The organism is Mycobacterium sp. (assembly GCF_965230835.1).
In the GTDB taxonomy this organism is placed as follows: Bacteria; Actinomycetota; Actinomycetes; order Mycobacteriales; family Mycobacteriaceae; genus Mycobacterium.
This window is the reverse complement of the sequence record NZ_CBDDLW010000002.1, coordinates 2,601,227-2,622,713: the sequence shown is the minus strand read 5'-3', so window position 1 is coordinate 2,622,713 and position 21,487 is coordinate 2,601,227. Positions and strand designations below refer to the sequence as shown.

Here is a 21,487-nt window from a genome sequence, read left to right as displayed (position 1 = left end):
AACTGCACAAGAGCAACTCGATACTCCCGGCCGAGAGCACCGCGACTGCGATCGCCTTAAACTGCCCGGATGACTACGACCCGCGCACGCCTGGCTCTCGCCGCCGGAGCGAGCGCGCGTTGGGCGTCACGCTTCACCGGCCGCGGCGCTGGGGCGATGATCGGCGGCCTGGTCGCAATGACGCTGGACCCTTCGATCTTGCGGCAGCTCGGGGCTAACCGAAACACGGTCATCATTACCGGCACCAACGGTAAATCGACCACTACCCGGATGACAGCGGCCGCGCTGGCGACGCTGGACCGCGATCACACAATCGCAACCAACACCGAGGGCGCCAACATGGACGCGGGCCTCGTTGCCGCCCTGGCCGCAAACCGCAACGCCAGGCTTGCCGCACTGGAAGTCGACGAGATGCACGTGCCGCACGTAGCAGACGCCCTGGCACCGAGTGCTTTCGTTCTACTCAACTTGTCCCGCGACCAGCTGGACCGAGTTGGCGAGATCAACGTGATCGAACGCACGCTGCGCGCCGGGCTGGCCCGGCACCCAACAGCGGTCGTCATCGCCAACTGTGACGACGTATTGATGACATCAGCCGCCTACGACAGCCCAAACGTGGTGTGGGTGGCTGCTGGGGGCTCGTGGTCCGGCGATTCGGTCAGCTGCCCACGCAGCGGCGAGGTCATCATGCGCGAGCACGGCCGATGGGCGAGCACCGGCGCCGACTTCGCCCGGCCCAGCCCGGATTGGTGGTTCGACGCCGACAACCTGTACGGGCCCGGTGGGCTGAACCTGCCCATGCGCTTGGCGCTGCCAGGTACGGTGAACCGCGGCAACGCCGCCCAAGCCGTGGCCGCTGCTGCTGCCCTGGGCGCCGATCCCCTGTTGGCCGTCGCAGCTGTCGCAAAGGTAGACGAAGTGGCCGGCCGCTACCGGAGCATCCAGTTCGGCGAGCACACCGTCCGGCTGCTACTCGCTAAGAACCCGGCCGGCTGGCAAGAAGCACTATCAATGGTGGATAAGCACGCCGCCGGCGTGGTCATCTCGGTCAACGGCCAGGTCCCCGACGGGGAGGACTTGTCGTGGCTGTGGGATGTGCGGTTCGAGCACTTCGAGGAAACACCCGTGGTAGCCGCCGGCGAACGCGGCACAGATTTAGCGGTGCGCCTGGGGTATGCGGGAGTCGAGCACACCTTGATACACGACACCATGGCGGCCATCGCGTCCTGTCCACCCGGGCACATTGAAGTCGTCGCAAATTACACCGCCTTCCTTCAGCTACAGCGAGCGCTGGCACGCCGTGGCTGATTCGACGGTGCGGATCGGGCTGGTGTTACCCGACGTGATGGGGACCTACGGCGACGGCGGCAACGCCGTGGTGCTACGCCAACGGCTGGTGCTGCGGGGCATTGCCGCCGAGATTGTCGAGATCACGCTCGCCGACCCAGTGCCGGAGTCGCTGGACATTTACACCCTTGGTGGCGCCGAAGACTACGCGCAACGCTTGGCCACCAGACATCTCGTCAAGCATCCCGGGCTGCAACGGGCGGCGGACCGGGGCGCACCCGTGTTAGCGATCTGCGCGGCCGTACAGGTGCTGGGGCTGTGGTACGAGACGGCGTCGGGAGAACGAGTCGACGGGGTGGGCCTGATCGATGCAACCACCACGCCCCAAGATCAGCGCACCATCGGCGAGCTGGTCAGCAAGCCGCTAGCGGCCGGCCTGACACAACCCTTGACCGGTTTCGAAAACCACCGCGGCGGTACCGTGCTGGGCCCAGCGGCCACACCGCTGGGCACGGTAGTCAAGGGTGCCGGCAACCGCGCCGGCGACGGCTTTGATGGGGTTGTTCACGGTAGCGTCATCGCGACATACATGCACGGGCCGTGCCTGGCCCGTAATCCCGAACTGGCCGACCTACTCCTCAGCACCGCGGTGGGTCAACTAGCGCCGCTCGAACTGCCTGAAGTTGACCTATTGCGGCGCGAGCGGCTGGCCACCCGCTAGAGCGACCCACGTGATCCACAGCTGTATGACTCATACCCGATTGCACTGCGCTTCGCGCAGGCGGGCACGTTAGGCCATCGCCCGGCGACCGGTGAACGCGCGGCCGAGGGTCAACTCGTCGGCGAACTCCAAGTCGCCGCCCATCGGCAGGCCGGACGCGATCCGCGTGACGGTCAAGCCGGGGATATCGCGCAGCATCCGCATCAGGTAGGTGGCGGTCGCCTCGCCTTCGGTATTGGGGTCGGTCGCGATGATCACCTCGGTGATGTCGACGTCGTCGACCCGCTCACCGATACGGCTGAGCAGTTCGCGGATCCGCAGCTGATCAGGGCCTACCCCGGACAGCGGATCGAGTGCCCCACCCAAGACGTGGTATCGGCCGCGGAATTCGCGGGTACGTTCGACGGCCTGAACGTCCTTGGGCTCCTCGACGACGCACACCTGCGCGACATTCCGGCGCGGATCGGCACAGATTAGGCACCGCTCGTCGCCAGACACGTTGCCGCAGACCGCGCAGAACCGCACGCCGTCGCGGACCTTTGCCAACACGGCGGTCAGCCGATCGATGTCCGGCGGTTCGACCGACAACAAATGAAAAGCGATACGTTGCGCACTCTTAGGCCCGATGCCCGGCAACTTGCCAAGTTCATCGATCAGATCCTGGACGGGTCCTTCAAACATGCCGGCTCGGGTCTAGATCCCTGGCATACCCGGCCCGCCCGGCGGCGCCGCAGGCCCACCAGGTGGTACAGGCGGTGCGGCAGGCCCACCAGGTGGTGCGCCCGGCGGCCGCATACCCCCGGCCAGCGCCCCCAGCCGCTCCTGCGCCATCTTGGTGACCTGCTTGGACGCGTCAGCCATGGCACCCACGATCAAGTCCTGCAAGGTTTCGATGTCGTTTGGGTCCATAACCTTGGGATCGATAACCACTCCGACCAACTCACCACTGCCTTTGACGACGACTTTGACCAAGCCTCCGCCCGCTTGACCATGCACCTCAGAGTTCGCCAGTTGTTGTTGAGCTTCCAGTAACTTCTGCTGCATCTGCTGCGCCTGGACAAGCAGTGCGGACATGTCGCCTCCGGGTTGCATGACAGTCCCCTCGCATCTTGGTCTCGACTTGGTTTCGCCTGCGGTTGTCGGGCGATTCGAAATACTCAGCGTAGACGGCGGCGCGTTACTTTGGCGCGGTGGACCACAGAGTCAGCCTGCGTGTCGGGATCGCCGTGGTCGCGGCGATACTTGTGGCGGCTTCGACGCCAGCCATACCGACCGCGACCGCAGCCCCCTCCAATATCGCCGGGATGATCGTGTTCATCGACCCTGGCCACAACGGGACCAACGATTCATCCATCAACCGTCAAGTCCCGACCGGCCGCGGCGGCACGAAGAACTGCCAGGCCAGCGGAACGTCGTCGAACAGTGGCTATCCCGAACACACGTTGAACTGGGAGACCGCGCTTCGCGTGCGCGCTGCGCTCAATGCGCTGCGGGTGCGGACCGCACTGTCACGCGGCAACGACAACGCGCTGGGGCCGTGTATTGATCAGCGCGCCGCCATGGCCAATGCGTTGCACCCCAACGCGATAGTCAGCCTGCACGCCGACGGCGGCCCAGCATCCGGCCGAGGATTTCACGTCAACTATTCAGCACCGCCACTGAATGCAGCACAGGCCGGACCGTCAGTGCAGTTCGCGCGAGTCATGCGCGACCAGTTGAAGGCATCAGGTATTCCACCGGCCAACTACATCGGGAAAGACGGCTTGTACGGGCGTTCGGACCTGGCCGGCCTCAACCTGGCACAGTATCCATCCATCCTGGTGGAGTTGGGCAACATGAAAAATCCCGCAGACTCAGCGTTGATGGAGACCCCACAGGGCCGACAGAAATATGCCAACGCAGTGGTCCGCGGCGTTGCCGGCTTCCTCGCCGCCCAGGCCCAGGCGCGCTAGCCTTCCAGTTCCTTCTTCAGGTTGTCCAACACCGCAGACTGGATCTTCTTCAGCCCGAGGGGGGCAAAGGTCTTCTCGAAGAAACCTTTAACACCCTGGGCTCCAGTCCAGGCAGTCTTGACGGTGACGCTGGAGCCGGGGCCAGCAGGGGCCACTGTCCAGTTCGTGACCATCGAAGAGTTCACGTCTTTCTCGATAACGGTGTGGCCAGCGACATCGACGTTGACCTGCACATCGCGACTGCGCGACTTCGTTGCCTGCAAGCGCCACTTGGCAACTGTGCCCTGCCCCTGACCCCCCTGAAGCACCTGGTAATCGCTGTAATGCGGGGACAGGATCTTTGGGCGAACGTTCTGAAAATCGGCCACTGCCGCAAGTGCGGCCTCGGGCTCAGCCTCAATCAGGATTGTGCTGGCTGCGCTCACCTGTCCCATCGGGCGTAACTCCTCTGCTTGTGATAGCCGCGATCCCCACCCGTGGGTGGGGATCAGATTCGACGTGAATGCACGGTCTGTTGTCGAGGACTAGGGTATATCTGGTGCCTGTTCCAGGAGCCGCGCTGGCAGCCCACGCCTCGGGCGTCGAGCGATTGCTGAGAAGTTACCAATCCATTCCTGCGTCGGCGCCTGTCCGGCTCGCCAAGACCACCTCGAACTTGTTCCGCGCTCGTGTCAGGCGCGATACGCCTGGCCTGGATACATCCGGCCTTACCGGTGTCATCAGTATCGATCCCGAACGCCGCACCGCTGACGTGGGGGGAATGTGCACCTATGAGGACCTAATCGCAACGACACTGCGCTACAACCTGTCGCCTCTGGTGGTTCCCCAGTTGAAGACCATCACCGTGGGCGGTGCGGTCGCAGGGTTGGGCATCGAATCGGCGTCGTTTCGCAACGGCCTGCCACACGAGTCGGTGCTGGAGATGGACATTCTCACCGGTGCGGGCGAATTACTCACTGTTTCCCCTGACCACCATGCTGACCTGTACCGCGCTTTCCCCAATTCGTACGGGACGTTGGGATATTCCACCCGGCTTCGGATCCAACTAGAGCCGGTAGCGCCCTTTGTGACGCTGCGGCACCTCCGGTTTCACTCTTTGAGCGCGATGATGGCGAAGATGGAACGCATTATCGACACCGGTGGTCTGGACGGCTTCGCCGTGGACTACCTCGACGGGGTGGTATTCGGTGTTGACGAAAGTTATCTGTGCGTTGGCATGCGGACCACAACGCCCGGACCAGTCAGCGACTACACCGGACAGCACATCTACTACCGCTCAATCCAACACAACTGTGTTGGTGAGGGAGGCGTCAAAGCGGACCGGTTGACCATCCACGACTATTTCTGGCGCTGGGACACCGACTGGTTCTGGTGCTCACGCGCATTTGGTGCGCAAAACCCGCGCCTGCGGCGCTGGTGGCCACGCCGATACCGGCGCAGCAGCGTCTACTGGAAACTGGTGGCGCTGGACCAGCGTTTCGGTATCGCCGACCGGATCGAGGCACACAACGGTCGGCCACCGCGTGAGCGGGTCGTGCAGGACGTCGAGGTGCCGCTCGAGCGCAGCAGCGAGTTCCTGGAGTGGTTCCTAAAAACCGTGCCTATATCGCCCATCTGGTTGTGCCCGCTGCGGCTGCGCCACCACTCAGGCCAACCGACTGCCTGGCCGCTGTATCCAATCCGGGCGGATCGCACCTATCTCAACATCGGTTTCTGGTCCTCGGTGCCGGCGGGCGCCACCAAGGGTGCGGCAAACCGGGCGATCGAAGCGAAGGTGCGTTCCCTCAATGGCCACAAGTCGCTGTACTCCGAATCCTTCTACACCCGCGAAGAGTTCGGCGAACTCTACGGCAATGAGGCCTACAACACTGTAAAAAAGACCTACGACCCTGACTCACGTCTTCTTGACCTGTATGCAAAGGCGGTGCAACGACAATGACCGCAGCCAACACGCCTGAGCGCACCGCGGGCAAGCTCAGCATGGCCGAAATCCTGGAAATCTTCACCGCGACCGGGGAACAGCCCGTCAAGTTCACCGCTTATGACGGCAGCTCCGCGGGCCACCGCGAGGCTAGCCTGGGGCTGGACTTGCGCAACCCTCGCGGCGCCACCTATTTAGCCACGGCACCTGGCGAACTTGGTATCGCCCGTGCCTATGTTTCCGGTGATCTGCATCTACATGGCGTACATCCGGGTGATCCCTATGACCTGCTCAAGACACTCACCGACCGGGTCGAATTCAAACGGCCCTCGTTGCGGGTCCTAGCCAGCGTCGTCCGCTCGCTCGGCCTGGAGCACCTACGGCCTATAGCACCCCCACCGCAGGAGACCCCGCCGCGATGGCGCCGCGCCGCGGACAGCTTGCTGCACCACAAGCCCCGCGAGGCGGAGGCTATTCATCACCACTACGACGTCTCCAACACCTTCTATGAGTGGGTGCTGGGCGAGTCGATGACATACACCTGCGCCGTGTATCAGGACGCCGACACAACGCTAGAAGAGGCCCAGCAGAACAAATACCGGCTGGTTTTCGAGAAGCTACGGCTACAACCGGGAGACCGGCTGCTCGACGTCGGCTGCGGCTGGGGCGGCATGGCACGTTATGCCGCCCGCCGTGGTGTCCGGGTCATCGGCGTCACGCTCTCCGCCGAGCAGGCGAAGTGGGCGCAGAAGGCGATCGAAGACGAAGGCCTCGCGCAGCTGGCCGAGGTGCGCCACTCCGATTACCGTGACGTGCCAGAGACGGCGTTCGACGCCGTTTCTTCAATTGGGCTAACTGAGCATATCGGCGTCAAGAACTACCCTTTTTACTTCGGCTTTCTCAAGTCGAAATTGCGCACCGGCGGCCTGCTGCTCAATCACTGCATCACCCGGCACGACAACAACTCGACGTTCTCCGCCGGCGGATTCACTGACCGCTACGTCTTCCCCGACGGGGAGTTGACTGGCTCCGGACGCATCATCACCGAGATCCAAAACATCGGCCTGGAGGTTCTACATGAAGAGAACTTCCGCCATCACTATGCGATGACGTTGCGTGACTGGTGCCGCAACCTCGTCGAACGCTGGGATGAGGCGGTCACCGAGGTCGGTCTGCCCACTGCCAAGGTGTGGGGCCTGTACATGGCGGCGTCCCGGATCGCATTTGAGCAGAATAATCTGCAGTTGCACCACGTGCTGGCCGCCAACGTCGACACTTGGGGGGCCGACAGCCTGCCGTTGCGGCCATGGTGGCAGCCCTAGCCTCAGCTAGCTGCCGTCAATGCGCCGGGCGCCCAACTCGCTCTGCAGCAGCTCCAAGGCGACCTCTTCGGGGTCGCGGGAAGGCGCCGGCGGGTTGCTGTCGGCGGCTTCGGCAAGCATGCGTTCTTCTTCATCCGTTCGGCCGGGCTCGGCTTCAGGGACGGGCGCCTTCACCTGAGGAATGACCGGGCCCGCCTCGGCTGCCTCGGGCTCACCAGTATCGCAGCGCACCCGCCAGTCCACCCCCAGCGCATCCTTGAGCGCCTCGGCAATGACGCTGGCGTTGCGCTGTTCGGAGAGCCGCTTGGCCAGCGGAGCTGATCCATGAGTCAGCACCAGTGTGCCGTCCTCCACCGCGCGCACCGTGGCGCCCGCCAGCATCACCTCGGTAGTACGGCTGCGCTGTCGGACTTTGTCACGCACCGCAGGCCACATGTTGCGTAGCGCTGCCGCGTTGGGTGCTCCTGGAGCCGACGTAGGCGCCGGTTCGGGCACTGGTGTGGGCTTCGCCGCTGGAGGCGCCGTCTTTCGAGGTGGCGCACTGGGCTGAGCGGCCGGCTGCGGCTGGGGCGCCGGAGACTCGGGCGCACGTTCTGGTGCGGATGGCAACGCGGCGCCGGCAATCGGTATCGACATGTCCAGGCGTGTCTCGATCCGTTCGACGCGTTGCAGCAATGCTGATTCGGCGTCGCTGGCCGACGGCAGCAGCAATCGCGCACACACCACTTCCAGCAGCAGCCGTGGCGCCGTCGCACCACGCATTTCACCGAGACCAGCCTGCACCACCTCGGCGTATCGGGTCAAAGTCGCCGACCCCATTCGAGCCGCTTGCTCCCGCATCCGGTCCAACACATCCTCTGGCGCGTCCACCACACCGCGGGTCACAGCATCCGGTACTGCTTGCAGCACGATGAGATCTCGGAATCGCTCCAGCAGATCAATGGCGAAGCGCCGCGGGTCGTGGCCCGCGTCGATCACTGACTCGACCGCACCGAACAACGCTGCGGCGTCCGAGGCGGCGAGTGCGTCGACCGCATCATCGATCAGCGCGACATCGGTGGCGCCGAGCAGACCCAACGCCCGCTGATACGTCACCCGAGCGCCGTTCGGACCGTCGTCTGAGCCGGCCACCAACTGGTCGAGGACCGAGAGGGTATCGCGTGGCGAGCCTCCGCCGGCACGGATCACCAACGGGTACACGGCATCGTCGACGACAACACCCTCCTGCTCGCAGATCCGCCCGAGCAGCGCTCGCATGGTTCGCGGCGGCAGCAACCGGAATGGGTAATGGTGAGTGCGCGACCGAATTGTGGGCAGCACCTTCTCAGGTTCGGTGGTGGCGAATATGAATATTAGATGCTCAGGCGGCTCCTCCACGATCTTGAGCAGCGCGTTGAACCCCGCGGTGGTCACCATGTGCGCTTCATCGACGATGAACACCCGGTACCGCGACTGGGCCGGCGCGTAGAAAGCGCGGTCACGCAACTCACGTGTGTCGTCTACACCGCCATGACTCGCGGCATCGAGCTCGACCACATCAATGCTGCCAGGCGCGTTGGGCGCCAACGCCATACAAGACTCGCAGGCTCCGCACGGCGTGGCCGTCGGGCCTTGCGCACAATTCAACGACCGCGCCAGGATGCGTGCCGACGACGTCTTTCCGCAGCCACGCGGCCCGGAAAATAGATACGCGTGGTTGATCCGACCGGCGTCCAGCGCTACCGAGAGTGGCTCGGTGACGTGCTCCTGCCCCACCACCTCGGCGAAGGTTGCCGGTCGATACTTGCGGTAGAGGGCCACAGTCAGCAGGCTACCGACGCTTGGCGACGATGCGGACCCCGGAGGGGCCGCTGAGGAGACGAGCCGTCCAACACCGCTTGGCGACGATGCGGACCCCGGATTTCTCGCCGAATGTTCACCCCTGGTGCCAACAGGCTTAACGCCGAGCCAATAACGCCTCGGTGCCCGCTAGCAGTGCACACGTCGACAACCCGTCTACTGCATGGCGCAGGTCGGGCAACGACGGGAATGTGGGCGCAATCCGGATGTTCTTGTCTTCCGGGTCCTTTCGATAGGGGAAGGAGGCGCCTGCCTCGGTGACCGCGATGCCGGCGTCCTTGGCCAGGGCGACGGTGCGCCGCGCAGTGCCCGGTAACACGTCCAGGCTGATGAAGTAGCCACCTTTGGGCTCGGACCAGGTGGCAATCTTGGAATCGCTAAGCCGCTGATCCAAAATCTCGGCCGCCAGCGCGAACTTCGGCGCCAACAATTGCTGGTGGCGGAGCATGTGCAGTCGGACGCCATCGGCATCACCGAAGAAACGCAGGTGCCTCAACTGGTTGATTTTGTCCGGACCGATGGACTTCTTGCCCGCGTACTGCAGGTACCAAGCGATGTTGCCTAGCGATCCCCCCAGAAAGCTAACTCCAGCACCAGCGAAGGTGATCTTCGATGTGGATGCGAAGACGTAGGGACGGTTGGCGTTGCCGGCTTTGGCCGCCAACCCAATTACGTCGACCTGGCGGATGAAATCCCTTGTCAGAGTGTGCACCGCGTAGGCGTTATCCCAGAACAATCTGAAGTCACTTGCCGCTGTCTGCATCTGGACGAGCCGACGAACCGTCTCCCAGGAATAGGTGACACCGGTGGGGTTGCCAAACACCGGAACCACCCACATCCCTTTGATAGCAGGGTCCACGGCGACCAGTTCTTCAATCAGGTCGACGTCGGGCCCGTCTTCCTGCATTGGGATCGGGATCATCTCGATGCCCATGGTCTCGGTGATGCCAAAGTGCCGGTCGTAGCCGGGTACGGGGCACAGGAACTTGACGCTCGGCTCGTCTTTCCAGGGCCGCCGCGAGTCGACACCCCCGTAAAGCATCGAGAACGCGACAAGGTCGTGCATCAGCTCCAGACTTGAATTGTTCCCCGCGATCAAGTTCGGTACCGCGATACCAAGCAACTCACCGAATATGGCGCGCAACCCGGTCAGGCCGTGCTGACCGCCGTAGTTGCGGGTGTCGATGCCATCCGGGTCCCGGTAGTCGTCACCGGGCAAGCTCAGCAGCTGCTGAGACAGGTCGAGCTGCTCGGGCGACGGTTTGCCGCGGGTGAGATCCAAAGCTAGCTTCATCGCCTGCAGTTCCACATAACTCTGCTGGTGGCGTGCGTGCAGCGTCGCCAGCTCCGCAGGGCTGAGGGAATCGAACGACACCTTGCGGCCCTTTCGCCGTTGAATACGTGAGGTCGTTAGGCCAACGCAGGCAGATCAGACCCTCGTCTCCGCCACCATTGCGCCGCACCGTTTGAGGGGACCCCGCGCACCCGACAGAGCCCGTTGACCCTTGCTGCCTTCCGGCCCTGGGGGAGTTCACAGGGTAGACGCCGCGCGGGGTCCGTAGCGAGTCTAATACCTGGGTTACATCGAGCGGCAGCGGCCACAAAGCACATGAAACGACCGAACGGCTACCATTGCGACGGAGGATTCGCCTAGTGGCCTATGGCGCTCGCCTGGAACGCGGGTTGGGTTAATAGCCCTCGCGGGTTCAAATCCCGCATCCTCCGCAGTAGGTCCGCCCTGCGGGCAGAAACAATGTGGGCTGACCAGCTTCGGGGTTCTCTTGAGGCTGGCCCGAACCCACCAGCATGAGGAGGGGTATGGGGCGCAAAGTCGCCGTGCCGTGGCACGCGTCATTTTCGATTGGCGCCGGCGTCCTCTACTTCTATTTTGTTCTGCCTCGCTCGCCTGAGCTGATGGGCGACGTCACGCATACTTGGGCAACGGCGCTTCGGATTGTGACCGGTGCGCTGATTGGCTTGGCCGCGCTGCCAGTGGTGTTCACCCTGTTACGCACCCGCAAGCCGGAGTTCGGCATCCCGCAGCTGGCCTTGTCGCTGAGAACCTGGTCGATTGTGGCCCACGTGCTGGCCGGAATACTGATCGTCGGCACCTCGATCAGCGAGATCTGGCTCAGCTTAGATGCCGCCGGACGGTGGCTGTTCGGCATCTACGGGGCGGCCGCCGCGATCGCGGTGCTCGCGTTCTGCGCCTTCTACCTGTCCTTTATCGCCGAGCTGCCGCCGCCTCCGCCTAAGCCGCTCAAACCAAAGAAGCCAAAGAAGCGACGTGTTCGCGGCAAGAAGGCCAGCGCGGGCGATGACGCTGAGCCTCGGGTTGACGAGGCCGAATCCACCGAATCACAAGACGCTGTCGTGGACGCTGAAGAGGCCGTGGTAACAGACGGCGACGACAGCGAAAGCAATGAAACTGCGGCCGACGCGACGGTGAGCGCTGCGGCGGAGGGAAGCCACAAAGCGGCGCAGGCCGAGCCGAAGCCCGAAGAGACCACACCGGAAACCCCCGAAACCCAGAAAACCGAGGCCGAAGATGCAACCCGCGGCGGACTACGCAACCGTCGGCCGACCGGCAAGACGTCACATCGGCGCAAACGCACTCGGCGCGGCGTCACCGTCGAGGAGTAGCGAGCCGCAGTCACGCGAATCTACTCCGCACAAAGTCGGTCAGCGGCGCCGAAGGTTGATGGAGCCGACACCGCCTTGCCGCACGCCATGCGGATCCGCATCGACCCAGAAGACTCGTCCAGCACCGGTAGCCAGATACGCACCTGCGCCCAGCCGGCGCAACGCGTCGAAGGTTTCGGTTAGCTTGTCGAAACAGTTCGACATCGAGGGCATCGGTCACGCCGCGAACGGGAATCGGGTGTGCCGTAGCGCCGTCTATCCCCATATCCGACTAGCATCGAGACGGGCATGGGTACATCCCGACACGTTCAGGTACGGACATGGGCATCGTCAGATCGGCTCGCCAGCTCGCGGTGGCGGCAGGGGCAACAGTGCTGGCCACTTCGACCCTGTTGACCGCGCCCGCCCCGAACGCGACTGCCGAGCCGTGCCCCGATGTCGATGTGGTGTTCGCCCGTGGCAGCGGCGAGCCGGCGGGGCTTGGCAGTGTCGGAGGTCCATTTGTGGGCGCACTGCGGTCGCAAATCGGCGCAAGGTCACTAGGAGTGTATGCGGTCAACTATCCCGCGAGCACCGACTTTGCCAGCCCTGATTTTCCCCGACTGATCATCGACGGGGTTCGTGACGCAAGCGCCCATATCCAGTCCATGGCGGCAAACTGTCCCGCTACCCGAGAAGTGCTCGCCGGATACTCCCAAGGCGCGGCGGTGGCCGGATACGTCACCTCAGCTGCCGTCCCGGTAGGGGTTCCTGCTGAGGCGGTACCGGAGCCGCTGGCGCCGCAGATTGCGGACCACGTTGCCGCAGTCACCCTGTTCGGAACGCCTACGGATCAATTCTTGGGCCAGTACGGTGCGCCGCCGGTCGCCATTGGCCCCCGGTATCAAGCAAAGACTCTCAAGTTGTGCGCGACAGGCGACGGCATTTGCGGTGCCGGCAACAACCCCATCGCACACGTTCTCTATCCGGTGAACGGCATGGTGGGCCAGGGGGCGGATTTCGCTGCACGTCACCTGTAGCCGCAACACGGCACCACCCCAGTGGCGGGGCCGGCGGCGATCCGATGCAGAATGCCAAGATGCGCGTTCTCGTGACCGGCGGCACTGGATTTGTCGGCGGCTGGACGGCCAAAGCTATCGTCGACGCGGGCCATGCGGTGCGCTTCCTGGTGCGAAATCCCGCCCGGCTGGAAACCTCGGTCGCCAAACTAGGCGTCGACGTGTCCGACTTCGCAGTCGGCGACATCAGGGACCGCGAGTCGGTTCGGGACGCGCTCACCGGATGCGACGCCGTAGTGCACAGTGCCGCCTTGGTGGCAACTGACCCGCGCCAGACCGAGCAAATGCTCGCCACCAACATGGACGGCGCCCGCAATGTCCTGGGCCAGGCCGTCCAGCTCGGACTCGATCCGGTGGTGCACGTGTCGAGTTTCACCGCGCTTTTTCACCCGAACCTGGACACGCTTTCGGCGGACCTACCGGTTGTCGGTGGAACGGATGGATACGGAACATCCAAGGCCCAGGTTGAAATCTATGCTCGCGGTTTACAAGACGCCGGCGCACCAGTGAATATCACCTATCCCGGCATGGTGCTCGGCCCGCCCGTCGGCGACCAATTCGGTGAGGCCGGGGAGGGCGTCAAAGCCGCGCTACAGATTCGCGGGCTGCCTGGGCGGAGCGCGGCATGGTTGGTCATTGACGGTCGTGATTTGGCCGCACTGCACGCCGCACTGTTGGAGCCTGGGCGTGGGCCACGACGCTACATGGCGGGCGGTCATCGGATTCCTGTCGGCGAACTCGCGGATATGCTCGCCCAGCTCGCCGACACCTCGATAGTGGCACTGCCGGTTCCCGACAGCATGCTTCGCGTCGCCGGAACTGTGCTGGACGCCATCGGCCCCTATCTGCCGTTCAACAATCCGTTCACCGCAGCGGGGATGCAGTACTACACGCAGATGCCGCAATCCGACGATTCGCCCAGCGAGCAGGAACTCGGTATCACTTACCGGGATCCGCGCGAAACAGTGGCGGACACCGTCGCGGCTCTACGCGGGTAGACCGCGACCGCTTAAGTAGGGCTTTCCGACGATTCTGCGTCTTCCCCGCTCGGGGGCGGGCGTTTCAACCATCGTTTTAGCCGAAGAAGCTCATTGAACACGATGCCGATCCCCAGAAGCACCAGGGTCACCACAATGACGGTGGTCACGTCATCCAGGGTGACAGACTGACACGTCAACGCCACACATGGCCTCGATACGAGGATCTCCGACTCGTGCTATACCGAATCGGACTACCGTCCTTCGGGTCACAACAGCCGCATTTCGGTGGGCTGTGCCGGTTGATCCCCGCGCTAGATGCAGGTTTGTCCGTGCGTGCACGCGCCTCGGCGCCCCCGCAACGCGGCAGTGCAGACCACAAGGTGGGCACAACACACTGCCGCAAGGCAACATGCCGGCGAACGGTTAGCCGCCAGCCTAAGAAATACGCCCTGCGCGTGACGCCAACACCGCCCACTCGTGTTCAATGTAGCGGCGGACCGTCGGCTCCTACACATTGTCGACCGGCGCCGCGAAATAGTCGGGCGGCCGCGGCACTGTCGCGAACCGTCGCAGGGGAGGTAGCCCGCGGATTTTCTTGCGGGGCTTGCGGTTCCCGATATGTGATCGGCGCGGACTTTTTCGATACGAATAATGTGACCACATATCCGTGGCTAACTGTGCCCGTAGGACACCGCTGGTGACTTCGGTCACGAAATGCAAACTCTTGTCTGCGTCGACGGTAGCGTAAAAACTCGGCCGTGGCCGGCTTCGATTCTTGTTCTTGCCAATTCGGTCTCGCAGGATCGCACCTCGCAATGACGCGTGTACCTTCTCCGTTTCGAGCGAATCTGTCGTATGCGGCTGCGCCCCGACTGAATGGATAACTTTGGCGAACAAACAGGTTATGTCGACCCCGCACGCCCGCCAGGCCGGCGACCCCAGCACGTCGGCGCTAGCCGCCCTGAGATCCCTGCCTCGATTGAAGACGGAAGTGCTCGCGGGGCTGGTTGTCGCCCTTGCGTTGATCCCCGAAGCGATCTCGTTCTCCATCATCGCCGGAGTGGATCCAAGGGCGGGACTATTCGCTTCGTTCACCATGGCTGTGACGATCGCTGTCGTCGGCGGCCGCCCGGCCATGATCTCGGCGGCGACCGGTTCAGTCGCCCTCGTCATTGCTCCCCTGGCCCGAGAGCATGGTCTCGACTATCTGATTGCGACCATCGTTTTGGCAGGTGCCCTCCAGATAGCGTTGAGTATGTTGGGGTTCGCCCGGCTGATGCGCTTCATTCCGCGCAGCGTGATGGTCGGATTCGTCAATGCGCTAGCGATCCTGATCTTCATGTCCCAATTGCCACACCTGCTGGGGGTTCCGGCCTTGGTGTACCCGTTCGTGTTGGTCGGCTTGCTGATCATGGTGTTCCTGCCGAAAGCGACGAACGCTCTTCCCGCGCCGCTGATCGCCATTGCGGTGCTGACGGCTGCGGCGGTGATCTTCTCTGTGCATATACCCAACGTTGCCGATGAAGGGAAACTCCCGACGAGCCTGCCGACGCTTTTCCTGCCCAACATTCCGTTCACTTTCGGCACGTTGTCCATCATCGCCCCATACGCGCTCGCTGTGGCACTAGTGGGATTGGTTGAATCGCTGCTGACGGCCAAGCTGGTCGACGACATCACCGACACGCACAGCGACAAGACCCGCGAAAGCTGGGGACAAGGTGTCGCCAATGTCATCACCGGATTCTTCGGCGGCATTGGGGGCTGCGCAATGATTGGCCAGACCATGATCAATGTCAAAGTCTGTGGCGCCCGAACACGGCTATCCACCTTTCTTGCCGGGCTATTCCTCTTAGTCCTCGTAGTTAGCCTGGGCGGTCTCGTCGGCCTCATCCCTATGGCCGCGCTCGTTGCAGTGATGATTATGGTCTCGGTGGGCACGATGGATTGGCACAGCATCGCGCCATCGACGCTTCGCCGGATGCCACGAAGCGAGACACTGGTCATGCTCGTCACCGTGGTAGTCACCGTTGCCAGCAACAACCTCGCCTACGGGGTCATCGGCGGCATCCTGACGGCCATGATGCTTTTCGCGCGTCGCGTCGCCCATCTTGTAACCCTTGAAAAGATCAGCGAAGCTGACACTACCGACACCGTCGTCTACCGCGTACGAGGCGAACTTTTCTTCGCATCCAGCAACGACCTGGTTTACCAGTTCAACTACGTCGAAGACCCGAAAAACGTAGTGATCGACATGTCGGAGTCCCATATTTGGGACGCCTCGACCGTAGCTGCTCTCGACGCCATCACGATGAAGTATCAACGGAAGGGCAAAACCGTCACAATCGTTGGCCTTAACCAGGATTCGGCTGACCGACACGACCGACTTTCCGGGCAGCTCAGCGATGTAAACTGATTTCCCACACCGGCTAGGCGCGGATGTCGACACCGGGTCGGTACTCACGGCTAAAGAAGAGCTCCACATTCGCTCTTGACTAACTGCAACGACCCAAGCGACTCAGACAAACGCTCCACGAAATCACGTCTTCGCGCCCGCCGTTCCGCTTTCTAGCCCGCTCGCCCGGCGTCCATACCTTTGCGATTTCGCCACCGCGCTACTGCCGGGCGGCTCGCCGGCAGAGCTGAGACACCATTGACCACCTGCAAGCGGGCGCCTAGGAGGCCGGTGCGATCTCAAGGCCGACGTGAACCTTGTCGATGCCGCCCCGCACAATGGAATGCGCATAGAACCACCAGGCGTGATTCCAATACCGCCTGAGCACGGCGTTGTACACCTTCCGTGTCTCTGACTTGGGCAATACGCGAGCAACCGCCTCCAACGGCTCGCTTTTGGGTTTGCCCAACACCCCGCACTTGGCGATCGTCACCCTGGGGGTGTTGCGGATTCGCTTGACCTTCCACGACTCATCGTCAGTGATCACCAAGAGCCGGTCACCGTCGGGAACTCCCCAGATCGCGGTCGGCTTCGGCCGGCCGTCCTTGGTAAATGTTGTTAGCAGCAAGTACCGAGACCCGATGACGTCCTGGAAGCTGAGAGCCACGTTTTTCCTTCGTCTCGGGGGCAGGGATGCAACCCACATGCCCTACTCGTCACACGCCCTGGACGTGGCATACCCCACGCCCGCACACCGTGGTCATTGCACCACATCCGGGACCGAATCGCTGATTACCCAGGTTGCCAAGTTTCTTGGCATATGGCCTCGAATGGGTATGGTCGTGATCAAGGCGTCGAGGTTCTGCGGGAGCCGACCGACCAGCCCGCACAGCTTTAGCGATAGCCAACGCAGCTCTATCGAAGGAGTGTGCGGTGTCGATAGCGGGTCGTTACCCCCGGCTGGAGGAAAAGCTGCGCGAGGCGGTTCTCGATACCCCGGCCACCACGGATGTAGCGCTGCGACGGGCCGCCTACTGCGGTGACGACGTGCCGGGCCCGCTGGGCGAATATGTGCATAAGCTCCGCCAACACGCCTACCGGGTGCAGGACGACGACATCGAACACCTGCGTGCCGCCGGTTACTCCGACGACCACATCTTCGAAGTCTGCATCGCCGCAGCGCTCGGCGCGGGCAATGATCGACTCAACGCGGGGTTGTCGGCTCTCTACAAGGTTGCGCGATGAGACTGGAACAAATCGCCCGGGGCCGACGCGGGGGCCGTCTCGTGTTCGCGCTACTGCACCTGGTCACCCGCCGCGCAGTACCCGACATCGTCAAGGTGCGCTTTTACCGTCCGCAGTTCTTCGGTAGGCCCTTCTTCAAACTCGGCCAGGCAATGCTACGAGGCCCGTCGGCGTGGACCGTTGGCGAGCGGGAACTTTTCGGGGCATTCGTGTCGGCGAAAAACCGCTGCCAATTCTGCGCCACCACACACGAAGCAGTCGCTTCGGCGGTCCTGGATCCCCCCATCGCTGCTTCCGTCATCAAAAATTGGCGCACCGCCGACGTCACCGATCAAGTGCGTGCAACCCTCGGCCTCCTGGAGAAATTAACCCTCACACCGAAAGACGTAGGACCGCCTGACATTCGCTCGGTGCTCGACACCGGCGTGAGCCGGGCAGGTCTCCGCGATGCCATATAAATCTGCGCGTTGTTCAACACAATCAACCGGGTGGCAGACGGCCTCGGCTTCGAGCTGCCCACGGCCGCCGGTCGCGCTCTGAACACTCGTGTTCTACTCAAGGTCGGGTATCGCTGAACGATCCGGGTCGAGACGATTCTTCGCATCGAAGCTCCACGAGAGGACTTGCGCTATGAAGGCAGTGACCTGCGTCAACGCGAAGCTTGGGGTAGTCGACCAGCCGACCCCGACGCCGGCCAAAGGCCAGCTGCTGATCGACGTCCTCCGGTGCGGCATCTGCGGGTCGGACCTGCACGCGCGCCTGCACTGTGACGAACTCGCTGACGTCATGGTCGAATCCGGGTACCACGACTTCATGCGATCCCATCAGGAGGTCGTGCTCGGACACGAGTTCTGCGGTGAAGTCCTTGACCATGGCCCGCACACCCGCAGGACACCTCGACCTGGCACACCCGTGGTTGCCATGCCACTGCTGCGCCGCGGCAAAGAAGTGCACGCCATCGGCCTGTCGACGAAGGCACCAGGCGCCTACGCCGAGCAGCTCGTCGTCGAGCAATCGCTGGCGTTTCCCGTACCGAACGGACTGGCGCCGGAGATGGCCGCCCTAACCGAACCGATGGCCGTTGGGTGGCACGCCGTCCGGCGCGGCGACGTGGGCAAGGGCGACGTCGCCATCGTGATCGGCTGCGGTCCAATCGGGCTTGCGGTGATCTGCATGCTGAAGTCGCGCGGAGTGCGCACAGTCATCGCAAGCGACTTTTCACCTGGACGCCGCACGCTGGCGACAGCCTGCGGCGCCGACACCGTCGTCGACCCCGCGGTCGACTCGCCGTATGCGACAACGGCTAGCGGAGGTCACCTGAAAAGCATTGTCGAGGGCTTCGACCTCGCGGTGGGCACAGTCGAAAAGCTGCGGCGGCTGCGGCTGCCCTGGTGGCACCTGTGGCGCGCCGCAGAGAAAGCCGGTGCCGCAAATCCGAAGCGCCCCATCATCTTCGAATGCGTTGGCGTGCCGGGAATCATCGATGGCATCATCGCGAGCGCGCCGCTGTTCTCGCGCGTCGTCGTGGTCGGCGTCTGCATGGGCTCAGACCACATCCGGCCGACAATGGCGATCAACAAAGAGATCGACCTGCGGTTCGTGCTCGGCTACACCCCGCTTGAGTTTCGCGACACACTGCACATGCTCGCCGATGGCAAGATCAACGCCGCGCCGCTAATTACCGGACGAGTAGGGCTGCCCGGCGTCGAGAACGCGTTCGATACGCTCGGCAACCCCGAGGAGCACGCAAAAATCCTGATCGACCCCAAGAGCACCGCCGCAAGCCCCTAGCCGTTGGCAGACATCGGATCGAAGGCCAAAGCGTTCTCGGTTACTGCGGTCCGTATTGCCCGTTTGCGCCTAGCAGTGCCCCTGCGGCGCCGGCACCGCCCCACTGCACTGCCCAAACTCGCCTATCCACAAACCCCGGGTCCAAGCCCAGGGGGTCAAGCCCCCACACCTACCGAACAACATGAGCACAACCCGCGGGAATAGCGCGTCCAAATAAGACACCGCACCGTCACCTAGCACACCATTCAACCAACGCGACGGTGCCGGCACCATGGCACTTCCTTCAGGAGGCAATAGCTGTTCCTGGCTGGCCCGGAACACCTCCAGGCCCACCGGCTGCGCCACCGTCACCGCCGCTAATGCCGTTACCCCCGTTACCCCCGTTACCCCCGTTACCCCCGTTACCGACAATGCCGGTGGGTCCGGTGGCGCCGCCAGCACCACCCGCGCCACCCGCACCGCCGGCCCTGATGGTAGCGCTGCCACCGTTGCCACCGTTGCCACCGGCACCCGAGCGGACACCACCGTCACCACCGTCACCACCAGCACCGCCCTGCTGACCGGTAAACCCAGTTCCGTTACCGCTGTTACCGCCGTTACCGCCGTTACCGCCGAAGCCGGTGGGTCCGCCGTTACCACCGGCACCACCAGCACCACCGTCACCACCGAATGAAATCTCGGTGCCCGCGGGCGACCCAGGACCTCCGTTACCGCCAGCACCGCCAGCACCGCCGGCGCCGCCAGCCCCGGCCACGCCAGGTGTGCCGCCGGTTCCACCGGTGCCCGCCGCGCCGCCAGCCCCGGCCGCGCCTGCATCACCACCGACACCACCGGCACCACCGGCAAAACCAATACCGGTTAACGTGGCGGTTCCCCCAGACCCGCCAGCACCACCAGCGCCACCGTTACCCGCGGCACCACCAGCACCACCGTCACCGTTGATGCCGCCGGGACTGGCGTCACCACCGGCTCCACCAGCACCACCGGAACCGCCAGCAAAACCCGCACCACCGGCGCCACCAAGGAATGCTGGCGCATCCATACCAGCGCTACCAGCGCCGCCCGCGCCACCAGCACCACCAGCACCGCCCGCGCCGCCCGCACCACCAGCGCCGAATAGCAGCGAGGGCTGCCCGCCGGTCCCGCCAGCTCCGCCGGCACCACCAAAACCACCGACACCGGTCGCGTTAGCCGCCCCAGCACCACCAGCGCCACCGATACCGCCGTCGCCGCCCCTAAAGAACAGGCCGCCGCGCCCGCCGGCGCCCCCGACGCCTCCAGCACCGCCGTCGCCTCCGGAAGCTCCGGCACCTCCAGCTCCACCGTCGCCTCCAGCGCCGCTGGAGCCGAACAACCACCCGGGATTGCCTCCGCTACCGCCAGCACCACCCGCAGTGCCGATGCCACCGGCACCGCCGTTGCCGCCCACGCCCCCGACACCGGTCAACAGACCTGCATTACCGCCGCTACCCCCAGTCCCGCCGCCGACACCGCCCGCACCACCAGCACCACCATTGCCGAAGAGAAAAGCACCATTGCCGCCGGTGCCACCGATACCAGCGGCGGCACCACTACCCACAGCGCCGCCCACACCACCAGCACCGCCGCTACCGAACAGCACACCGCCAGCACCGCCAGCACCGCCAGCAGCGCCGATTCCGCCAGCACCGCCAGCACCGCCGCTACCGAACAGCCCGGCAGCCCCGCCGGCGCCACCGTTAACACCGGCCGCACCGGATCCGCCTGCGCCGCCGTTGCCGAACAAGATGCCGCCTGCTCCGCCGTTTGCGCCACTGCCGGCGAGCGCGTCAGCACCGTTGCCGATCAACGGGCGTCCGAACAGGGCCAAAAAGGGTTCGTTGATTGCGTGGAGAATGTCGCGGAGTATCTGCTGCAGCACGTTCTGCGACTCGGTGTCTGCAAAGGCTTGGGCGTTGTTGGCCATGTTGGTCACAAATTGCTCATGCACCATCGCCGCCTGCGCGCTGAGCCCCTGAAAACCTTCGGCGTGGGCATTGAATATTTGCGCGATCGCCGCCGATACCTCATCAGCAGCGGCCGGGGCGATCTGCGTGGTTGGCGGCACAGCCATGGCATTGGCTGCCGTAATCGAAGTTCCGATACCGGCCAAATCGCCAGCCGCGGCCGTCAACTCATCAGGAACTACGGACACAAACGACATATCACTCAATACCTTTCAAACCACATCGCTACACATCTGACGCACACTCGGTTGTCAACTCGCCCTTGGTATGTCCTGCGATTTGTTACCCATGAGTGCGGCTGGGTAACAACTCGGCCTAGGCCCGGCTAGCTCCAAACAATGAATCGGCGGA

At 63.7% G+C, this 21,487-nt stretch carries 20 protein-coding genes, 1 tRNA gene and 1 other RNA gene; 13 read left to right on the top strand and 9 right to left on the bottom strand.

The window, feature by feature from the left end; all coding sequences use genetic code 11:
• Window positions 1-69: 69 nt before the first annotated feature.
• Both ACO07W_RS12420 and ACO07W_RS12415 read left to right on the top strand, forming a co-directional pair.
• Window positions 70-1,308 (top strand): MurT ligase domain-containing protein, encoded by a 1,239-nt coding sequence (locus ACO07W_RS12420; RefSeq protein ID WP_421843564.1) that lies wholly within the window; start codon window positions 70-72, stop codon window positions 1,306-1,308.
• Complete coding sequence (locus ACO07W_RS12415) at window positions 1,301-2,008, top strand: type 1 glutamine amidotransferase (RefSeq protein WP_421843562.1); 708 nt, start codon at window positions 1,301-1,303, stop codon at window positions 2,006-2,008. The genes ACO07W_RS12420 and ACO07W_RS12415 overlap by 8 nt, the downstream gene beginning before the upstream one ends.
• Window positions 2,009-2,077: 69 nt before the next feature.
• On the opposite strand, the gene recR is transcribed toward ACO07W_RS12415, so the two are convergent.
• A complete protein-coding gene (recR, locus tag ACO07W_RS12410; RefSeq protein ID WP_421843560.1) occupies window positions 2,078-2,689 on the bottom strand; it encodes a recombination mediator RecR in 612 nt (203 codons plus the stop codon).
• 12 nt (window positions 2,690-2,701) lie between these two features.
• Window positions 2,702-3,100, bottom strand: a complete 399-nt coding sequence (locus tag ACO07W_RS12405) for a YbaB/EbfC family nucleoid-associated protein (protein WP_421843558.1) — start codon at window positions 3,098-3,100, stop codon at window positions 2,702-2,704.
• Window positions 3,101-3,198: 98 nt separating this feature from the next.
• Here ACO07W_RS12405 and ACO07W_RS12400 point away from each other — a divergent pair, with 98 nt between their 5' ends.
• Complete coding sequence (locus ACO07W_RS12400) at window positions 3,199-3,960, top strand: Rv3717 family N-acetylmuramoyl-L-alanine amidase (RefSeq protein WP_421843556.1); 762 nt, start codon at window positions 3,199-3,201, stop codon at window positions 3,958-3,960.
• Here ACO07W_RS12400 and ACO07W_RS12395 read toward each other — a convergent pair.
• Window positions 3,957-4,394: an SRPBCC family protein gene (locus tag ACO07W_RS12395; RefSeq protein WP_421843554.1), complete on the bottom strand. Its 438-nt coding sequence runs from the start codon at window positions 4,392-4,394 to the stop codon at window positions 3,957-3,959. The genes ACO07W_RS12400 and ACO07W_RS12395 overlap by 4 nt on opposite strands.
• Window positions 4,395-4,462: 68 nt before the next feature.
• Here ACO07W_RS12395 and ACO07W_RS12390 point away from each other — a divergent pair, with 68 nt between their 5' ends.
• On the top strand, window positions 4,463-5,899 hold the full coding sequence (locus tag ACO07W_RS12390; RefSeq protein ID WP_421843552.1) for an FAD-binding oxidoreductase: 1,437 nt from the start codon (window positions 4,463-4,465) through the stop codon (window positions 5,897-5,899).
• Window positions 5,896-7,203, top strand: a complete 1,308-nt coding sequence (locus tag ACO07W_RS12385; RefSeq protein ID WP_421843550.1) for a class I SAM-dependent methyltransferase — start codon at window positions 5,896-5,898, stop codon at window positions 7,201-7,203. The genes ACO07W_RS12390 and ACO07W_RS12385 overlap by 4 nt, the downstream gene beginning before the upstream one ends.
• 6 nt (window positions 7,204-7,209) lie before the next feature.
• Here the strand turns inward: ACO07W_RS12385 and ACO07W_RS12380 are convergent, their stop codons facing one another.
• From ACO07W_RS12380 to ffs, 3 genes are all read right to left on the bottom strand, one after another.
• On the bottom strand, window positions 7,210-9,003 hold the full coding sequence (locus tag ACO07W_RS12380) for a DNA polymerase III subunits gamma/tau (protein WP_421843548.1): 1,794 nt from the start codon (window positions 9,001-9,003) through the stop codon (window positions 7,210-7,212).
• Between the two features lie 136 nt (window positions 9,004-9,139).
• A complete protein-coding gene (locus ACO07W_RS12375) occupies window positions 9,140-10,417 on the bottom strand; it encodes an aminotransferase class I/II-fold pyridoxal phosphate-dependent enzyme (protein ID WP_421843546.1) in 1,278 nt (425 codons plus the stop codon).
• 91 nt (window positions 10,418-10,508) lie between these two features.
• Window positions 10,509-10,603: signal recognition particle sRNA small type (gene ffs, locus ACO07W_RS12370), an RNA gene on the bottom strand.
• Window positions 10,604-10,681: 78 nt separating this feature from the next.
• Here ffs and ACO07W_RS12365 point away from each other — a divergent pair.
• Both ACO07W_RS12365 and ACO07W_RS12360 read left to right on the top strand, forming a co-directional pair.
• Window positions 10,682-10,767: transfer RNA gene (locus ACO07W_RS12365), tRNA-Ser, on the top strand.
• 93 nt (window positions 10,768-10,860) lie between these two features.
• Window positions 10,861-11,685, top strand: a complete 825-nt coding sequence (locus ACO07W_RS12360; RefSeq protein WP_421843544.1) for a hypothetical protein — start codon at window positions 10,861-10,863, stop codon at window positions 11,683-11,685.
• A 39-nt stretch (window positions 11,686-11,724) separates the two neighbouring features.
• Here the strand turns inward: ACO07W_RS12360 and ACO07W_RS12355 are convergent, their stop codons facing one another.
• Entirely contained in the window at window positions 11,725-11,889 is a 165-nt protein-coding gene (locus ACO07W_RS12355; RefSeq protein WP_421843542.1) for a hypothetical protein, read from the bottom strand.
• Between the two features lie 116 nt (window positions 11,890-12,005).
• On the opposite strand from ACO07W_RS12355, the gene ACO07W_RS12350 reads away from it, so the two are divergent.
• The 3 genes from ACO07W_RS12350 to ACO07W_RS12340 all read left to right on the top strand — a co-directional run bounded on the left by ACO07W_RS12350 (window position 12,006) and on the right by ACO07W_RS12340 (window position 16,136).
• Window positions 12,006-12,704 carry a cutinase family protein gene (locus ACO07W_RS12350; RefSeq protein WP_421843540.1) on the top strand — a complete coding sequence of 233 codons (699 nt, stop codon included), beginning with the start codon at window positions 12,006-12,008 and terminating at the stop codon, window positions 12,702-12,704.
• Window positions 12,705-12,763: 59 nt separating this feature from the next.
• A complete protein-coding gene (locus tag ACO07W_RS12345; protein ID WP_421843538.1) occupies window positions 12,764-13,741 on the top strand; it encodes an SDR family NAD(P)-dependent oxidoreductase in 978 nt (325 codons plus the stop codon).
• An 886-nt stretch (window positions 13,742-14,627) separates the two neighbouring features.
• A complete protein-coding gene (locus tag ACO07W_RS12340) occupies window positions 14,628-16,136 on the top strand; it encodes a SulP family inorganic anion transporter (RefSeq protein WP_421843536.1) in 1,509 nt (502 codons plus the stop codon).
• A gap of 259 nt (window positions 16,137-16,395) precedes the next feature.
• On the opposite strand, the gene ACO07W_RS12335 is transcribed toward ACO07W_RS12340, so the two are convergent.
• Window positions 16,396-16,782, bottom strand: coding sequence for a PPOX class F420-dependent oxidoreductase (locus ACO07W_RS12335; protein WP_421843534.1), 387 nt, complete (start codon window positions 16,780-16,782; stop codon window positions 16,396-16,398).
• Window positions 16,783-17,048: 266 nt separating this feature from the next.
• Between ACO07W_RS12335 and ACO07W_RS12330 the strand changes: the two genes are divergently transcribed.
• The 3 genes from ACO07W_RS12330 (at window position 17,049) to ACO07W_RS12320 (ending at window position 19,151) form a co-directional block, all read left to right on the top strand.
• A complete protein-coding gene (locus ACO07W_RS12330) occupies window positions 17,049-17,360 on the top strand; it encodes a hypothetical protein (RefSeq protein WP_421843532.1) in 312 nt (103 codons plus the stop codon).
• Window positions 17,357-17,818: a hypothetical protein gene (locus ACO07W_RS12325; protein WP_421843530.1), complete on the top strand. Its 462-nt coding sequence runs from the start codon at window positions 17,357-17,359 to the stop codon at window positions 17,816-17,818. Before ACO07W_RS12330 ends, ACO07W_RS12325 begins: the two co-directional genes overlap by 4 nt.
• 172 nt (window positions 17,819-17,990) lie before the next feature.
• Window positions 17,991-19,151, top strand: coding sequence for a zinc-binding dehydrogenase (locus ACO07W_RS12320; protein WP_421843528.1), 1,161 nt, complete (start codon window positions 17,991-17,993; stop codon window positions 19,149-19,151).
• A 283-nt stretch (window positions 19,152-19,434) separates the two neighbouring features.
• Here ACO07W_RS12320 and ACO07W_RS12315 read toward each other — a convergent pair whose 3' ends face one another.
• On the bottom strand, window positions 19,435-21,333 hold the full coding sequence (locus tag ACO07W_RS12315; protein WP_421843526.1) for a PE family protein: 1,899 nt from the start codon (window positions 21,331-21,333) through the stop codon (window positions 19,435-19,437).
• Window positions 21,334-21,487 lie beyond the last annotated feature (154 nt).

What these genes read in the sequence shown, in the direction of transcription:
- ACO07W_RS12345 (WP_421843538.1), top strand. Translation starts at nt 12,764, where the DNA reads ATGCGCGTTCTCGTGACCGGCGGCACTGGATTTGTCGGCGGCTGGACG.
- ACO07W_RS12395 (WP_421843554.1), bottom strand. Translation starts at nt 4,394, where the DNA reads ATGGGACAGGTGAGCGCAGCCAGCACAATCCTGATTGAGGCTGAGCCC.
- ACO07W_RS12325 (WP_421843530.1), top strand. Translation starts at nt 17,357, where the DNA reads ATGAGACTGGAACAAATCGCCCGGGGCCGACGCGGGGGCCGTCTCGTG.
- ACO07W_RS12360 (WP_421843544.1), top strand. Translation starts at nt 10,861, where the DNA reads ATGGGGCGCAAAGTCGCCGTGCCGTGGCACGCGTCATTTTCGATTGGC.
- ACO07W_RS12315 (WP_421843526.1), bottom strand. Translation starts at nt 21,333, where the DNA reads ATGTCGTTTGTGTCCGTAGTTCCTGATGAGTTGACGGCCGCGGCTGGC.
- ACO07W_RS12385 (WP_421843550.1), top strand. Translation starts at nt 5,896, where the DNA reads ATGACCGCAGCCAACACGCCTGAGCGCACCGCGGGCAAGCTCAGCATG.
- ACO07W_RS12320 (WP_421843528.1), top strand. Translation starts at nt 17,991, where the DNA reads ATGAAGGCAGTGACCTGCGTCAACGCGAAGCTTGGGGTAGTCGACCAG.
- ACO07W_RS12355 (WP_421843542.1), bottom strand. Translation starts at nt 11,889, where the DNA reads ATGTCGAACTGTTTCGACAAGCTAACCGAAACCTTCGACGCGTTGCGC.
- ACO07W_RS12350 (WP_421843540.1), top strand. Translation starts at nt 12,006, where the DNA reads ATGGGCATCGTCAGATCGGCTCGCCAGCTCGCGGTGGCGGCAGGGGCA.
- recR (WP_421843560.1), bottom strand. Translation starts at nt 2,689, where the DNA reads ATGTTTGAAGGACCCGTCCAGGATCTGATCGATGAACTTGGCAAGTTG.
- ACO07W_RS12390 (WP_421843552.1), top strand. Translation starts at nt 4,463, where the DNA reads ATGCACGGTCTGTTGTCGAGGACTAGGGTATATCTGGTGCCTGTTCCA.
- ACO07W_RS12420 (WP_421843564.1), top strand. Translation starts at nt 70, where the DNA reads ATGACTACGACCCGCGCACGCCTGGCTCTCGCCGCCGGAGCGAGCGCG.
- ACO07W_RS12405 (WP_421843558.1), bottom strand. Translation starts at nt 3,100, where the DNA reads ATGCAACCCGGAGGCGACATGTCCGCACTGCTTGTCCAGGCGCAGCAG.
- ACO07W_RS12340 (WP_421843536.1), top strand. Translation starts at nt 14,628, where the DNA reads ATGTCGACCCCGCACGCCCGCCAGGCCGGCGACCCCAGCACGTCGGCG.